We start from the raw sequence: 13,641 nt of genomic DNA, 5'->3' as shown, positions 1-13,641 counted from the left end.
GGCGAAGACGGGCTGCGCGTGGATCCCCGCCATCGCTGCCTTCATCAGGGCAATCGCGAAAAAGCCACAACAGGCGGATGAGGCTTTACGCAGTGAAAGCTACGCATGGGACGGCCACAATGGTCTGGAAATCATCGCTCGTTCTGGGAGCCGTCCTCTCGATCGCCGCATGTCCTGCAAGCGCGCAGCAGAGCGCGGAGTTCGACGCCTGCACGGCGCAGGCCGACGGCGTGTCCGCGAAGATGCTGGATTGCGGCAAAGTCGAAATCGGCAAATGGGATGCGCGACTGAATGCCGCCTATCAGAGGCTTTTGCATGGGGCCGCGGACGGGAAGCGGGCGCAATTGCAGCAGGAGCAGAGGGCCTAGCTCAAGCATCATTTGAGCGAGACCCACCGGCTGGCGAGTGATCCCGACAATGGGTCCGTCGCATTCCTCGAGTCGCAGTCGTATGAACTGGATGACCTGGTCCAGCGAACGCTGCAGCTTGAAAACCGCCTCAACGGGACGCCTTGATGCGCAGCATTCCTCTCATCGACGGCGAATGGGTCGCGGTGCCCGACGAAGCCGTTGTCACATAGCCCAACTGTACTGGGCGGAGGTTGGCCTGGAATCACCGCAACTGTAGAACGGTGTATGTGGTGCCTGGATCGTGGAGACGCGTGACGGCCGACGAGTCTTGTGCATTGTCACCGTAATTTCGTCCACGGGGGCGAGAGCTTCCAGTCAATCAAAATTTCATCCGGAGGCCCGGGCCGCTGCCGCCCCGCGCGGCTGCGCACTTGTAACTACTCCGGTGTGACGACAGGACCTCGCAAAATCCATGGCGACCCAGGGAGACCTTTCAGACGCGAAAGCCCGCAAACACAAGCAGGTTACCACTTAATAGCAGTCGCCTGGTCTGTCGTTGTTCGCGAATATCGGTGATCATGCACTCGCCGAGAGCTACGACAATGGCCAACAACCACCTTGTGCAGCCATCGCCCACACTTCAGCAACACAGCAGCAACCACAGACTCGGCGTCTGGACCACGATCCTCGTGCTAGGACCGATCGCTGCCCTCGTTCTCGGAGGTGGAACGCGCATCTCCGACGGCTTCGAACCATTCGAGAAATCAGCGAATGAGCGCGTCTCCCAGGCCTTCGAAGAGATCAAGGGGCTCGCGCCGATTTCTGATGACCTCAGGACCGCGCTGGCGTCGCTGAGCCAGAGCGTCCAAGGCACGCAGATGCCGCCGGTCAAGGCCGAGGGGCAATGAATACTTTGAAATATTTCTGGGCCACAATGAACGTTTCAGCAGGTGTTGGTCGGCTGCCCATTCGATCCTCGCTGGCGATACCGACATTTGCAGCCACCCTGTTTCTAAGCGCGGGCTTGATGTTTCTCGTCGAGCCGATGATAGCCAAGATGGTGCTGCCGAAGCTCGGCGGAGCAGCATCGGTCTGGAGCGCCTGCCTCGTGTTCTTCCAGACTATGCTGCTTCTTGGCTACGCGTACGCGCATCTTCTAACCCGACTATCATCGCGCTTAGCGCAAGTTGGCGTTCACGTCTGCATTCTTCTGCCGTTATCGGCCATTGCACTTCCCTTGACGCTTGGACCCGACGGACCGTCAGCGGACCAGTCCGCGGTCTTATGGCTGTTGTTGCGCCTCAGCTCGTCGTGTGGGATCCCGATCTTCGCTATTTCGGCGACAGCACCCCTTTTGCAGCATTGGTTCGCGGATGGCGATCACAAGGGGGCGCGCGATCCCTACTTTCTCTATGCAGTGAGCAACGCCGGAAGCCTTCTAGCGCTGTTAGCATATCCATTGGTAGTCGAGCCGGAACTGCCGCTTGATCGACAGGCGACGTTTTGGTCCGCTGGATTTGCAGTATTGGCTCTGGGAGTGGCTTCGTGCGCCGCCATCATGTTGTCAGAGAGGCGTCGCCCGGGTGAGCCGACGCAGGTCATTGAATTGAGCAGAGCGAGCAGTACACGCGATCGTTTGATCTGGACGGGGCTTGCCTTCATCCCCTCGTCCCTGTTGCTTGGAGTCACCCAACATATCACCTCGGACATTGTATCCGCGCCGTTGCTGTGGGTGCTCCCGCTCACGCTGTACCTACTGACGTTCATTTTTGCCTTTGCGCGGCGGCCACCTTTGCCTCATCCAATCATGAAGCGCGCGTTTCCGGTCGCACTGATTTTGGTCGTGGCCATGGGCGCTGGCGGCATTTTTGTTTTCGTTCCTCTGCCAATCGCCCTGGCTTTCCACCTCAGCTGCTTTTTCGTCATCAGCATGACCTGTCATGGCGAACTGGCGAAGCGACGGCCATCCTCCGCGCAACTGACCGAATTCTACTTCTTCCTCTCCCTGGGGGGCGTTTTGGGCGGCGTTTTCAATGCATTGATCGCTCCGCTGATCTTCAAAGGCGTATGGGAATATCCACTAGCATTGATTGCAGCTTGTCTGGTGAGGCCGCCGATGCCCTCGGACAGGCAAAGCAAGCCCCTGATGGATATCGTTCTGCCGTTACTGCTCTTAGCCGTTCTGCTGGTACTCAGAAGCACCCTCGTCGAGTCCGCAAACCATGGGCCGTTTACGATGGCGATCTTCTGCGTCCCTTACCTGGTGCTGGCGTTGACGCTGGTAAATTTCTCCCAACGAAGGTGGCGCTTCGCTATTGCCGTCGCTCTCGTATTCCTTTTCCCCTTGAGGTCACAGACGGCATGGAAGCTGATTGCCGCCGAGCGAAGCTTTTTCGGCGTCTACCGAGTCGAGATGGCTTCCGATGCGCAGGCACCGACCCTCGTACTCATGAATGGCACGACCCTGCACGGAGCCAAGAGCCTGCGACCAGATGAGGCTACTCTGTTCATGACGTATTATACGAGGGAAGGTCCGTTCGGTCGCTTTTTCAATGCATTGTCTCAAAGCAAAGTGCGCCGTGTCGCGGTTATTGGGCTGGGCGCAGGCTCTCTCGCTTGTTACGCTAAAGAAGGCCAGGACTGGACATTTTATGAGATCGATCCCGTTGTCGAGCACCTCGCAAGGGATCGCTTCCATTTCCTGGAGGACTGCGCCCCCCATTCGCGTGTCGTCCTGGGCGACGCTCGAATGACCATCGGGAATGCACCAGACGGCGCTTATGACGTGCTGGTTGTCGATGCATTCAGTTCAGACAGCATCCCGATGCACCTGTTAACACGCGAGGCTTTAGCGCTTTACCTGCGAAAACTAGCCCCAGGTGGGCACATCCTGTTCCACGTCAGTAGTCGGAGACTAACTCTGGCTCCGGTGGTCGGGGCCCTGGCAACGAATGCCGGCCTCCCGGCGCGCATTCTTTTTGACATCCCTCCGCCTGGAACATCGATCCTCCAACGGTCGCCTGCGATAGCGGTCGTGGTCGCCGGACGGGATAGCACTCTCGACCCATTCTCCGACAAGGATGGTTGGAAAGCGCTTCCTGCGGCAGAAGCCCGGTACCTTTGGACCGATCAGCGCGCCGATATTTGGCGGGTGATCTCATTCTGACGATGCGAATGACCGAGCGACCGGGGGCCCATCGTCAACTTGGGGCACCATGAAGCATCCAGACACAGTTTGGGCCGCCTGGCGCACAGCGAGCAACTCCAGCCGGGCCAGTACAATCAATCTGCTGTCTTCGAGTACAGCGGCTCGCCGGTATCATTCTCGATGACGAGGGCTTTTTGCTCGGTTGCAATGCGCGCAGCCGCAGCGCCATTGCCGTGGATCGTAGCGCTCATTGTTTCAGCGCGGCACGCGCGGTCTTGATGTAGTCCATGCATTCGGGCCAGTCTTCCTCTGTCACCTCGGTCTCGGCACCGCTAAGCGCCTTGCGCAAGGTTGCGATCACTGGAGCCGGATGTTTCTTCTTCAGTTCTGCCTTGATCATCTCAAGACCCTTCTGACAATCGGATTTGTTGTCCGCCAGCACCGCGGTCGGCGTTATCATCACGGCTGCCGTTGCGAATACCAGGACTGAACGCAGCATGTCTTCTCCTCCATTGCCTTTTGCTTGTTCGACCGGCCGGGCTCGAAAAAGTCGGCAGGATTTTCTTGCAATGCTGCCACACCTTGCAAACCTCCCCGCCGTATACGCCTACAGATGCTTGCCGTGTCGGAGGGTCGACACCCTCCCTGTGCTGGTCTGAAAGATTAGCCCGATCATCTGCGTACTCCCAAGGCGGATTTCAGCGCAGCGTCGATGGTCGTGAGCTGCCCTTCTTTTTTTCCGCGCTGTGGTGTGAAGGATCTGGATACTTTGGTGATCAACCACATGCTGCTACTACAGCCAGCACATTCATAGAGCTTTAGCTCGCATCCTTCAGCCACCGGAAAGAGCGCTATCAGCACTCTGGCTTGGCAGCAAACGATGCACCCGGCTTCGCCGTGCACGCTAGTCTCCATCGACGCAATTCCGGCGTGGTGAAGAAACCTGAGTCTGGAATTGGAGGCAATCACCTGGCACAGAGTATTCCGCGGCGTGCTCAAACCGACACACCCGGGCGTTCCACGAACGGAACAACGGTTTGATGCGCGACGAAATCGTCCTGAAATAACACCCCTATGCCTTCGTCCGCTATTGGTTCTAAGTCCTAGTGCGGTGGTCGTGATCATGGGCTAACTCGGGTTGAAACCATTTTATTGTGACTTGGTGTTTTCGATATTCAGGACAGCACATTGATAGACAGCTTTGATCACTATCTGTTGGGATTGATGTCCTATTGGGCACAGCAATCCGTGTTGCTCAACAAAATCATCATCCAGCTTCTCTCGCTCGATACTTTCAAGACGCTTCCCCTCTTTGCCCTATTGTGGCTCCTGTGGTTCAGCATCAACGAGACTGAAAACCGCCGCGCGGTCCTCGAGGGCTTCGTCGCAATGTTCATTGCGGGAGCGCTCTCCCGGGCAATTCAGGATGCTCTTCCCGAAAGAGTCCGTCCGCTCCACGCCGGTGATCCCGCTTTCATACCGCCCTTGGGGATCACGCCCGAAGATACCGTCCTGGAGCATTGGAGCTCATTTCCGAGCGACCATGCGGCCGTGTATTTCGCCCTCTCGACTGCGCTGTGGCTTCTCTCGAAGCGGCTGGGGCTTGCGGCATACACCTGGTCACTCCTCGTCATTTGCATGCCACGCATATTTGCAGGATATCATTATGCGAGCGACGTGATCGGTGGTGCAGTTATCGGCGTGGTCGTCGCCTCCTTCATCGCGCCAATCATTGCCGGCAAGCTCGGACCCTTCGTATGGGCCGCCGAAAAAAGGAGTAGAGGTCCGTTTTATGCGGGCTTTTTTGTTCTCTCGTTCCAGTTTTTGACGATGTTCAACGACCTGCGGATCGCCGCAAGCGCCCTCAAAAAGTTCATATGAAGAATCCGCGCTTTGGCCGGGCTCCTTGTTTCGTGACGCCGATGGGCGAAGTAAGCGTGGTGCCCATCAACGCTTTCCCGAGGAGCGCGACGGATCCTTTGTCGGGATCACTGGCCAGAAGGTGAGTCATTTCAATAACGTATGAGCTTCGCAGCGATGTTCTGAATGACGCGCACCGCCCCCGTTTGGTTTGCCACCAGGCGCGTATCCGATTATCCTCCAGGTTGTGGCATCTGCATTTGGGCTGCCGAACGGGTCTTCGACAGCGCCGATCCGCCGGCACGTGCAACGTCTTGGTTTTCGGTGGTGGGGATGGTTCAAACCGCGGACAGCATGCAAACCATCGCACTTGACCTCGGCCTGCGCGGCGCAGTTGCGGGCCTTTTCCTGATGATGACGGCCGTGACCCTGGTGCGTGTCCGCCCGCTGGATACGATCAAATGGCTCGGCGCCGCCATGGCCGCCTCGGGTGCGCTCTACGCGATCGTGACAGCACCGTTCGTGCCGAAGGCAACGGTCTGGTGGATCATGCCCATCCTGGGCGCCAATCCGGTGCTCGTATGGTTGTGGGCGCGCGCGAGTTTCGACGACGATTTCGTGGTTCGGCGCTGGCATGGCGTGCTGTGGCTCGCGGTCGCCGGCGTATGGTTCTCGGTGATCACCACGTGGACGACATGGCCGATGTTCGCCAAGGCCGGCGTTCGATCGATGTCGGGCCTGGCCATTGTCCTGGCCCTCTCCGCGGCCGTGCAGACGGTCAGGACGTGGAAGGCCGACCTCGTCGCCGGCCGGCGCCGGTTGCGGCTCGCGGTCCTGATTCTATCGCTGCTCATTGTGGTCTTGCTGTCTGTTCCGGAGTTGACGTCGATCTCGGCCAAGGGTTTCGGGATGTCCGGCAGCCTGATCACCGCCGCCGCTCTGCTGGCTATCGCGGTGCTGGCCGGATGGGGCCTGTTCTATCCACCGCCGGCCACTCCCGCTGTGGTCGCGATGGCGTCGACAACTGCGTCCGGAAACGCGGATCGCGCGGCTCCGACCAAGGTAGCCGAGGGCGGTCGCGAGGCCGTGGCGTCGCTGCTGTTGCGCCGGCTCGACAATTTGATGACGGTCGAACGGATCTACCGGCAGGAAGGCCTCACCATCGGCGCGCTCGCAGCCAAGCTCGACGTGCCGGAATACCGGCTTCGCCAGGCGATCAACGAAGGCCTCGGCTATCGCAACTTCAATGCCTTTCTCAATCGTTATCGCATCGAGGACGCCAAGGCGGCGTTATCCGATCCGGGCCAAAGGGATGTCGCCGTGCTGACCATCGCCATGGACGCCGGTTTCCAGTCGATCGGCCCGTTCAATCGTGCATTCAAGGCCGAAAGCGGCCTGACGCCGACCGAATTCCGCCGCGACGCACTTGCCCGCTCGGCAGCCATTGCATTGGAAAATGAGGAAAAACTTCAGAATCGGCCAATCCCATTGAAAATCGGCTAGCCGAATTCTGCATCGGGCGAGAAAGACCTCGCCGGATCGGGCAAGCTATGGAGATGGATGACAGGACGCGATCGCTGCGCTCGCTCATGATCGAACGGTCGCCGCCGGCAGCGCCTTCGTCACGGCCGCGACGATGGCTGCTTCCGGTTATCGGGATATTGATCGTCCTGCTCATGCTGGGAAGCGGCGCGGCGTTCCGGCTCGGCGGCTCGTCGCCGTCCGCTCAGGTGCCGACTGCCGAAGCCCCATCCACCCAGGTCGCACAACCGGAGCATCCGGCCCAACCGGCCGCGCCCGGCGCGGGCAGCCTGATCGCGTCCGGCTACGTCGTGGCGCGCCGCAAGGCCACTGTTGCGGCCGAGGTCACCGGCAAGGTCGTCGAACTCCTGGTCGACGAGGGCATGGTGGTCGAGGCTGGCCAGGTTCTCGCCAGGCTCGACGATGTCCTGGCGGACAAGGACTATTCGTTGGCGCAGGCGCGCGCCGAGGCTTCCGAAGCGGCCATGGCCGCGATCGCCGCCGATCTGGCCGACGCGGAGCGGATACTCAATCGAACCCAGACGTTGTCGGGAAAAAATTATGCGACGGAGGCCGATCTGACCAAGGCGCAGGCGCGAGCCGGCGTGCTGCGGGCCCAACTCCGCCAGGCCGAGGCCCAGTTGGCCGCGGCCAGGCTCGAGGCCCAGCGCTTTGGCGAGGTGCTCGGCAAGCACCGGATTCGCGCGCCGTTCGGCGGTGTCGTGGTTGAGCGCAGCGCACAACCCGGCGAGATGATCTCGCCGCTGTCGGCCGGCGGAGGCTTCACCCGCACCGGAATCTGCACCATCGTCGACATGGACTCGATCGAGATCGAGGTCGACGTCAACGAAGCCTCGATTGGCCGCCTGCATGCCGGCACCCGCGTCGAGGCCGTGCTCGATGCCTATCCGGACTGGCGCATCCCGGGCGCCGTCATTGCCATCGTGCCAACAGCCAATCGCGAGAAGGCGACCGTCAAGGTCCGTGTCGGCATGAACGTGAAGGATGCGCGCATTCTGCCTGATATGGCGATCAAGGTGACATTCCTGGACGACGGCGCGCCCGCAGCGGCGCGGTCCGATTCCCATTAAGCACGCGGGAGCAAGACCCATGACATCGCCGACCGACCCGATGATCGACATCGCCGATCTGTGCAAGCGCTTCACCAAGGGCAAGGAGACGATCACCATCTTCGAGGGTCTCAACCTGGCTATACCACGCGGGGATTTCGTCGCGGTGATGGGGCCGTCCGGGTCCGGCAAGACCACTTTGCTCAATCTGCTCGGCGGCATCGATCGGTCCGACACGGGCCGGATCGAGGTCGCAGGTCAACGCCTCGACCGACTGTCGGAGAGCGAGCTTTCGCGCTGGCGCGCATCCCATATCGGCTTCATCTTCCAGTTCTACAACCTGATGCCGATGCTGACCGCGGCGCAGAATGTCGACTTGCCGCTGCTGCTGACGCGGCTCGGCCGCAGGGAGCGGCGCCAGCGGGTCGAGACCGCGCTCGGCGTTGTGGGGCTCGCCGACCGGGTCAAGCACTATCCCAAGGAAATGTCGGGCGGACAGCAGCAGCGCGTCGCCATCGCGCGCGCCATCGTCTCCGATCCGGCGTTGCTGCTGTGCGACGAGCCGACCGGAGATCTCGATCGCGCCACCGCCGACGAGGTCCTGTCGATCCTGCAAGTGCTCAACCGCGATCTCGGCAAGACCATTGTGATGGTGACTCACGATCCGGCGGCGGCGCAATACGCCAGGCGATCGCTGCATCTCGACAAGGGCCACTTCATCGAGAAGGAGCTCGCGGCGTGAACGACCTGATCCTGATCCGCAAGAATCTATTCCGCCGGAAATTGCGGGCGATCCTGATGATGGTGTCGATCCTGATCGCGTTTGCGATCTTCGCCGTGCTCGCGAGCTTCGAGCGCGCCTTCAACGCCGGCCAGGACCGCGCCACGCCCGACCGCCTGGTGGTCGTCAACAAGATCAACTTCACCCAGCCGCTGCCGATTTCCTATTTCAATCGCGTCGCCGCCATCGACGGCGTCGCCCAGATCACCCACTTCAGTTGGTTCGGGGGCTATTATCAGGAGCCGAGGAATTTTCTCGTCGCCTTTGCGGTCGATCCGGAGAACTGGATGAAGCTTCGCGACACCGACTTCGTGTTCTCGCCCGAGGCGCGCGCCGCCTTCATCCGCGAGCGTACCGGCGTTCTGGTCGGGGCGCGCATGATGGAGAAGTGGGGCTGGAAGATCGGCGATCATGTTCCGATCTCGAGCAACATCTGGTCGCAAAAGAACGGCTCGCACGCCTGGGACTTCATCATCGTCGGCAGCTTCACCGCCCGCATTCCGCAGGCCGACACCAACGTCATGCTGATGGGCTATGACTATTTCAACGAGACGCGCTCGTTCGGCAAGGATTTGATCAGCTGGATGTCGTTGCGGACGACCTCCGTCGCCGCGAACGAGCGCGTGACCAACGCGATCGACGGGATGTTTGCCAATTCTCCCTACGAAACGACGACCGACAGCGAAAAAGCCTTCAACAAGGCGTTCGCCGCCCAGCTCGGCAATGTCGCCTTGATAGTCGAGCTCGTGGTTGGGGCTGCCTTCGTGACGATCCTGATGATCGTAGGCAACACCATGGTGATGACCGTGCGTGAGCGCACACGCGAGATAGGCGTGCTGAAGACGCTGGGCTTTTCCGGTGGCCGCATCCTGCGCATGGTGCTCGGCGAGTCGATCCTGCTGGCGCTGCTCGGCGGCCTGCCGGGCCTCGGCCTCGCCTTTTTTCTGATCACGAGAGTGAAGGACAGCCTGATGAGCTTCGTCCCGACGCTGTCGCTATATCCCGATATTGCAGCAGTGGCGGTCGGGCTGATGGTCGTATTCGGCATCATCACCGGCCTGGTGCCGGCGCTCAACGCGATGCGCCTCAACATCGTCACCGCACTGGGACGGAGCTGATCCGATGCGCTCGATTTTCCTGCAGATACTGGCCGTCACCACCATCAACCTCAAGAGCCTGCCGCAGCGGCTCTGGCTGTCGCTGGCCACTGTCGTCGCGGTCGGCCTTGTCGTCACGGTATTGCTCGCGTTCCTCGCCATGGCCAACGGATTCCGGCGCACGATCGAGGACTCCGGCGCAGAGGACATCACCGTCGCGCTGCGCAGCGGGTCGCTGTCGGAGATCAACAGCGTGGTCCTGCGCGACCAGGTCCGGCTGATCGAGGATGGTCCCGGCATTGCCAGGGGGGCAGACGGCAAGCCGCAGACCTCCGGCGAGCTTTATCTCACGGTCAATGGCATCAAGCGCAGCACCGGAACCAAGGCGAGCCTGCCGCTGCGCGGTCTCGGCTCGCACGGGCCGGCGCTGCGTCGCGGCATCGTCATGACCGCCGGCCGGATGTTCAATCCGGGCAGCAACGAGATCATCGTCGGTCGGGCGCTGGGCAAGGAATTCGAGGGCTTCGAACTCGACCAGACGGTGACCTTCAACAATACGCGGTGGACGGTGGTCGGAATCTTCGCCGCAGACGGCAGCGTGTTCGAGTCGGAGATCTGGGCCGACCTGCCGGTGCTGCAGAGCCTGTTCAAGCGCACCGGCGCCGTCCAGACCGTCCGCGCGCGTCTGACCAGCCCGGCGGCGATCGAGGCGTTGCGCGCATACAGCGACAGCGATCCGCGCCTCAAGCTGGACGTGATGTCGGAGGCGGCCTATTTCGCCCAGCAGGCCTCGAATACGTCGGACCTGATCCAGAAGCTCGGCTGGCCGCTGGCGATCGCGATGGCGTTCGGCTCGCTCGCGGGCGCGCTCAACACCATGTACTCCTCGGTCGCGTCGCGCGCGACGGAGATCGCGACCTTGCGCGCGATCGGGTTCGGCGGCTTTTCGACTTTCGTCGGCACGCTGGTCGAGTCGCTGATCCTGGCTGTGATCGGTGGCGTGATCGGGGCGGCAATCACCTATCTGGTCTTTGACGGCTTCACCGCCTCGACCATGGGCGCAAGCTTCAGCCAGGTGGTGTTCAACTTCCAGCTCAGTCCGCGTCTGATCGGCCAGGGCCTGTTGCTCGCGCTCGTGGTCGGCCTGCTCGGCGGAGTTTTTCCGGCCATCCGCGCCGCCCGCATGCCGATCGTCGCCGGGCTCTACGGCTGATCGATTTTGCGATTGGGCCCCGTGCGAGGAACGTGCGATCGTTCGGAGCGGGGTGCGGAGCGGGGTACTCCGGCGCCACATCGCGCGGGGCAACCCTTCGGTTCCACCGTGCTGGCTTCGCGCTGCCCTTGTGCTAATGCTGCCCCGCCGGCGACCGGGCCGATCATGGAGACGCGGCCATCCTAAAAGATCGTGCCCCCGAACGATCACGAGAAGGGCAGCAACCCGGCGTCATGCGGGTACGGAGAATTCACATGAAGCCCTACGTCATCTGTCTGATGCATGCGAGCCTCGACGGCCGTACCCATCCCAGCCGTTGGCGTCCGAAGGGCGCCGGCACCGACTGGTTCGAGAAGATCCATGACGAACTCGGTGGCGATGCCTGGGTGATCGGCCGCGTCACCGGCTCGGAGTTCGCCAGGGGAAAGCCCTATCCTGACACGAGTGAGAAGCTGCCGCGCGAAAACTGGTTCGTGCGGCGCGATGCTAAATGTTATGGGGTCGTGCTCGACGCGCACGGCAAGATCGGCTGGGGCCGCTCCGACATCGGCGGCGATCCCGTTGTGGTGGTGCTGACCGAGAGCGTGCCGGATTCGCATCTTGCGGGACTCCGCGGCGAGGGCGTGTCGTATATTTTTGCCGGAAAATCCGAGATCGACCTCGCCTTGACGGCCGAGATCCTCAATCGCGAGCTTGGCGTGAAACGTCTGCTGGTGGAAGGCGGCGGCGTCGCCAATGGCGCGTTCCTGCGCGCCGGCCTGATCGACGAATTCAATCTGATCCTCAGTCCCGCGATCGACGGCGCCAGGGGCGCGCCCTTCGTGTTCGATTCGAACGAAGCCGACAGCGACAAACGCGCGCCACTGACTGCGTTGACGCTGGAGAGCACGCGACAACTCGGCGGCGGCGTGTTGCTGCTGCGCTATCTGATCCAGAACGAACCGGCGCGCCGATAGCAGCATGTCTGATAGGCCAGAGCATATCGTCATCGTCGGCGCGGGCGCAGCCGGCCTGATGGCGGCGCGCGAGCTCGCCCGCGGCGGCAAACGGGTCACGATCCTGGAGGCGCGCGAGCGCTGCGGCGGGCGCATTTATCCGCTGCCGGCATCCGAGTTCGGCTATCCCGCCGATCTTGGTGCCGAATTCGTCCATGGCGAGGCGCCGCTCACGCGCGGGCTCGCGCGCGAGGCCGCACTGACGGTGCGGACAATCGGCGGCGCGCAATGGAGCTTTGACGGCACGGAATTCTCGCGGGAAAACCGGCGCGATCCTTATGACGAACAACTTCACGCCGCGGTGAAGGATCTGACTGAGGATATCACCGTCGCCGATTTCCTGCGCCGGCATTTCGCCGGACCGGAGTATGCGCGTTTGCGGCACGCGGTCGAGCGCATGGTCGAAGGCTATGACGCGGCCGACCCTGAGCGCGCCTCGACCCTGGCGCTGCGCGACGAATGGATGAATGACGGACACGCGACACAGGCGCGGATCGATGGCGGCTATGGCGGCCTGGTCGACTTTTTAGCGGCGGAGTGCCGCAGGTCCGGCGTTGCAATTCATTTCAGCGCCGCGGTCACCTCGATCGAGCAGAGCGGCGGCAAGCTCATTGTCCGTGCGGCCGGCGCGACTCAGGGTTGCAATCGCGTGATCCTCACCGTGCCGCTGCCGCTGCTGCGCGAGATCGCGCTGCCACCAGCCGCGCGTGCAAAGGCTTCCGCCTCGGACGAGATCGGCTTCGGAAGTGTCATCAAGATCCTGCTGCGGTTCACGCGGCCATGGTGGCGCGAGCAGAGGCGGGAGTTATCCGACATGCTCTTCCTGCTGTCCGACGCGGCGATTCCGGTGTGGTGGACACGGCAGCCTGATCCGCATCCCGTGCTCACGGGATGGTTCGGCGGTCCGCGAACGGCGGAGCTGGCGCACCTCGATCCGCAAGGTCTGATCGATGCCGGGATCGACTCCCTCTCAGCCATCTTCGGCCTGTCGCGCGAGGCCATCGCGCGGGACGTCGTTGCGGCCGCGGCTGCCAATTGGGCGCACGATCCCTTTGCCGGCGGCGCCTATTCCTGGGCGACGCCCCGGAGCCGCGCAGCGCAAGAGCGTCTCGCGCAGGCGGATGGCCCTGTGCTGTTTTCCGGCGAGGCGCTCTATCGCGGTCGCGACATGGGAACGGTGGAGGCTGCGCTCGCGAGCGGGATGGAGACGGCCGGAATGATCTTGCGGGAATGAGAAAGAAAGCCCGCATCTCTGCGGGCCTTTTGTCTCACCAGCGGCTTCCGCCGAAGCTGAATGTCACGCCGGGGCCGCCGCCGCCGTAATAACCGTAGGGGCCGCCACCGTAATAGCCGTGATGCCGCGGATAATAGCCATGGCCATAGTGCGGACGATAATAGCCGTGGTGATGCGGGCGCCAATGGTGTTGGCGATGACCGTGATGGCCATGCCTGTGCTGCGCGCTGATATCGGTCGATTGGCTCACTCGCGCGTTCGGCTTGGCCTTTTCGCCGCCGGCCTGGGCTGCGGACGCGCTGAGCGCAGCAGCGCCGATGGCCATAGCGACAAAGAGATACTTCATGTCATCACTCCAGTTGAGATGTCGAG

The 13,641-nt window shown here is 61.9% G+C and carries 13 protein-coding genes; 11 read left to right on the top strand and 2 right to left on the bottom strand.

Annotated elements, in window-relative coordinates; genetic code table 11:
* Nucleotides 1–119: 119 nt before the first annotated feature.
* The 3 genes from ACVIIW_RS12735 to ACVIIW_RS12725 all read left to right on the top strand — a co-directional run bounded on the left by ACVIIW_RS12735 (nt 120) and on the right by ACVIIW_RS12725 (nt 3,516).
* Nucleotides 120–368, top strand: a complete 249-nt coding sequence (locus tag ACVIIW_RS12735) for a lysozyme inhibitor LprI family protein (protein WP_456701064.1) — start codon at nt 120–122, stop codon at nt 366–368.
* Between the two features lie 584 nt (nt 369–952).
* Nucleotides 953–1,258 (top strand): hypothetical protein, encoded by a 306-nt coding sequence (locus ACVIIW_RS12730; RefSeq protein ID WP_456701063.1) that lies wholly within the window; start codon nt 953–955, stop codon nt 1,256–1,258.
* Nucleotides 1,255–3,516 (top strand): spermidine synthase, encoded by a 2,262-nt coding sequence (locus ACVIIW_RS12725; protein WP_456701062.1) that lies wholly within the window; start codon nt 1,255–1,257, stop codon nt 3,514–3,516. Before ACVIIW_RS12730 ends, ACVIIW_RS12725 begins: the two co-directional genes overlap by 4 nt.
* Before the next feature lie 229 nt (nt 3,517–3,745).
* Here the strand turns inward: ACVIIW_RS12725 and ACVIIW_RS12720 are convergent, their stop codons facing one another.
* Nucleotides 3,746–3,997, bottom strand: coding sequence for a histidine kinase (locus ACVIIW_RS12720; RefSeq protein ID WP_456701061.1), 252 nt, complete (start codon nt 3,995–3,997; stop codon nt 3,746–3,748).
* Between the two features lie 689 nt (nt 3,998–4,686).
* Between ACVIIW_RS12720 and ACVIIW_RS12715 the strand changes: the two genes are divergently transcribed.
* The 8 genes from ACVIIW_RS12715 to ACVIIW_RS12680 all read left to right on the top strand — a co-directional run bounded on the left by ACVIIW_RS12715 (nt 4,687) and on the right by ACVIIW_RS12680 (nt 13,269).
* Entirely contained in the window at nt 4,687–5,379 is a 693-nt protein-coding gene (locus ACVIIW_RS12715) for a phosphatase PAP2 family protein (RefSeq protein WP_456701060.1), read from the top strand.
* 312 nt (nt 5,380–5,691) lie between these two features.
* Nucleotides 5,692–6,861 (top strand): helix-turn-helix domain-containing protein, encoded by a 1,170-nt coding sequence (locus tag ACVIIW_RS12710; protein WP_456701059.1) that lies wholly within the window; start codon nt 5,692–5,694, stop codon nt 6,859–6,861.
* A 158-nt stretch (nt 6,862–7,019) separates the two neighbouring features.
* Nucleotides 7,020–7,970 carry an efflux RND transporter periplasmic adaptor subunit gene (locus ACVIIW_RS12705; protein ID WP_456701058.1) on the top strand — a complete coding sequence of 317 codons (951 nt, stop codon included), beginning with the start codon at nt 7,020–7,022 and terminating at the stop codon, nt 7,968–7,970.
* 19 nt (nt 7,971–7,989) lie between these two features.
* Nucleotides 7,990–8,691: an ABC transporter ATP-binding protein gene (locus tag ACVIIW_RS12700; protein WP_456701057.1), complete on the top strand. Its 702-nt coding sequence runs from the start codon at nt 7,990–7,992 to the stop codon at nt 8,689–8,691.
* Nucleotides 8,688–9,848: an ABC transporter permease gene (locus ACVIIW_RS12695; RefSeq protein WP_456701056.1), complete on the top strand. Its 1,161-nt coding sequence runs from the start codon at nt 8,688–8,690 to the stop codon at nt 9,846–9,848. Before ACVIIW_RS12700 ends, ACVIIW_RS12695 begins: the two co-directional genes overlap by 4 nt.
* A 4-nt stretch (nt 9,849–9,852) precedes the next feature.
* Nucleotides 9,853–11,040, top strand: coding sequence for an ABC transporter permease (locus ACVIIW_RS12690; protein WP_456701055.1), 1,188 nt, complete (start codon nt 9,853–9,855; stop codon nt 11,038–11,040).
* A gap of 254 nt (nt 11,041–11,294) precedes the next feature.
* A complete protein-coding gene (locus ACVIIW_RS12685; protein ID WP_456701054.1) occupies nt 11,295–11,996 on the top strand; it encodes a RibD family protein in 702 nt (233 codons plus the stop codon).
* A 4-nt stretch (nt 11,997–12,000) separates the two neighbouring features.
* Nucleotides 12,001–13,269 carry a flavin monoamine oxidase family protein gene (locus ACVIIW_RS12680; protein ID WP_456701053.1) on the top strand — a complete coding sequence of 423 codons (1,269 nt, stop codon included), beginning with the start codon at nt 12,001–12,003 and terminating at the stop codon, nt 13,267–13,269.
* Between the two features lie 34 nt (nt 13,270–13,303).
* On the opposite strand, the gene ACVIIW_RS12675 is transcribed toward ACVIIW_RS12680, so the two are convergent.
* Entirely contained in the window at nt 13,304–13,615 is a 312-nt protein-coding gene (locus ACVIIW_RS12675; RefSeq protein ID WP_456701052.1) for a hypothetical protein, read from the bottom strand.
* Between the last annotated feature and the right edge of the window lie 26 nt (nt 13,616–13,641).

The organism is Bradyrhizobium sp. USDA 4449 (assembly GCF_054056275.1).
Note: the sequence above shows the minus strand (reverse complement) of the source record. Positions and strands in the feature narration are given on the sequence as shown.

Excerpts from the sequence above, each read along its gene's own strand:
- ACVIIW_RS12735 (WP_456701064.1), top strand. The coding sequence starts at position 120 with ATGGTCTGGAAATCATCGCTCGTTCTGGGAGCCGTCCTCTCGATCGCC.
- ACVIIW_RS12730 (WP_456701063.1), top strand. The coding sequence starts at position 953 with ATGGCCAACAACCACCTTGTGCAGCCATCGCCCACACTTCAGCAACAC.
- ACVIIW_RS12725 (WP_456701062.1), top strand. The coding sequence starts at position 1,255 with ATGAATACTTTGAAATATTTCTGGGCCACAATGAACGTTTCAGCAGGT.
- ACVIIW_RS12720 (WP_456701061.1), bottom strand. The coding sequence starts at position 3,997 with ATGCTGCGTTCAGTCCTGGTATTCGCAACGGCAGCCGTGATGATAACG.
- ACVIIW_RS12710 (WP_456701059.1), top strand. The coding sequence starts at position 5,692 with ATGGTTCAAACCGCGGACAGCATGCAAACCATCGCACTTGACCTCGGC.
- ACVIIW_RS12700 (WP_456701057.1), top strand. The coding sequence starts at position 7,990 with ATGACATCGCCGACCGACCCGATGATCGACATCGCCGATCTGTGCAAG.
- ACVIIW_RS12690 (WP_456701055.1), top strand. The coding sequence starts at position 9,853 with ATGCGCTCGATTTTCCTGCAGATACTGGCCGTCACCACCATCAACCTC.
- ACVIIW_RS12685 (WP_456701054.1), top strand. The coding sequence starts at position 11,295 with ATGAAGCCCTACGTCATCTGTCTGATGCATGCGAGCCTCGACGGCCGT.
- ACVIIW_RS12680 (WP_456701053.1), top strand. The coding sequence starts at position 12,001 with ATGTCTGATAGGCCAGAGCATATCGTCATCGTCGGCGCGGGCGCAGCC.
- ACVIIW_RS12675 (WP_456701052.1), bottom strand. The coding sequence starts at position 13,615 with ATGAAGTATCTCTTTGTCGCTATGGCCATCGGCGCTGCTGCGCTCAGC.